This is a genomic window from Caldimonas manganoxidans ATCC BAA-369, from assembly GCF_000381125.1.
Lineage (GTDB): Bacteria > Pseudomonadota > Gammaproteobacteria > Burkholderiales > Burkholderiaceae_C > Caldimonas > Caldimonas manganoxidans.
This window is the reverse complement of record NZ_KB906017.1, coordinates 1-1,093: the sequence shown is the minus strand read 5'-3', so window position 1 is coordinate 1,093 and position 1,093 is coordinate 1. Positions and strand designations below refer to the sequence as shown.

At 57.7% G+C, this 1,093-nt stretch carries 1 protein-coding gene and 1 pseudogene; both read right to left on the bottom strand.

Annotation, left to right across the window (positions count from 1 at the left end; all coding sequences use genetic code 11):
• A pseudogene (locus tag F615_RS19155) lies at positions 1-368 on the bottom strand (hypothetical protein); the annotation flags it as partial.
• The coding region (locus F615_RS19150; protein ID WP_033371909.1) for a DUF3304 domain-containing protein at positions 365-1,093 on the bottom strand (729 nt) is incomplete at its 5' end. The gene F615_RS19150 and the pseudogene F615_RS19155, both read right to left, overlap by 4 nt.

Below are 1,093 nucleotides of genomic sequence, written 5' to 3'. Positions count from 1 at the left end.
CCGGGAATGTAGATGCGAAAGTAGTTGGGATAGGCAGCCTCGTTCGGCCACCGTGCCCGCCCCTTCAACGCCGACTGCGGCGCGATCGTCTGGCCCGGATAGGCATCAAACAAGCGCGCGACGTTCGAAAACGTATGGTCGCCACGCTCCTCGCTCAGCCCGTAATGATTGCGCGTGCCATCAAAAAAGAAGCCCATGAACAAATTCGTGTCGCATGCGCGATGGGGCTGGCCGATGGCGGGGGCTTCGCGGGGGAGGGTGAATTTTTCTTGCATTTTTTCAACATCCGTCTCATTGAAAAAACGATTCGGGTCTGACGGATTCGAAAAACGAGCAGGATCCACGCTCTGAGCCAGACTGATGGTCATGGCTTGTTCCTCCTCATTTCTTCAAGGCGTACTTTGGTAGACTCCAGGGACTCCCGACCGTCGCGTTTCAACATTTCAATGAATCGAGGATCATCTGGCCCGTCAAAACCTTGAGCCTTCTCTTTCCAATACTTTGAATAGTAATCCCACACCTCACGCCGTTCTTTGTCGCTGAATCCTTTTGCCATCCTTTCGTAATACCGCAGTAAGCGGGCTTCTTTGTCATACTCGATCTGCCACAGCTGCAAGAGGCGTTCGCGGCTAGGGATGGGCCAGTGTTTGATGCGTCCTGGCCATTGCGGATGCCCGGGGTCTACGGCGCTGGCCAATACCTCGACGCTGCCGTCTTCGTAAAACAGGGCCCATAGCATGCCGGGCTCGTCGGTGGGGTAAGGGGGGAGCTCTTGCTCGATATATTCGTAATGCCGATTTCGGGACGATCCCGTCCACCAGTCATAACGCACCTGTACCTTGATCCCTGGTCGCCACCGCCTGGGCAGTGAGTAGCAGCACATCCCACCGCTGGCACTGTAGGGGTCTGCTCCAGATCCCCCGGCCACGCGACCTGTCTGCGGATCTTTGAACAACACGGCATTCAACTCCTTGCCCGTGTAGTTCACTGCCGCCACCGCCACCGCGTCGCGTTCGTCTTGCCCGATGCTGGCGCAGCCCAGGCTGGCAGCAGCCAGGCAGGTTGCCAAAATCCAGCGCCACCGCCGGGCGCT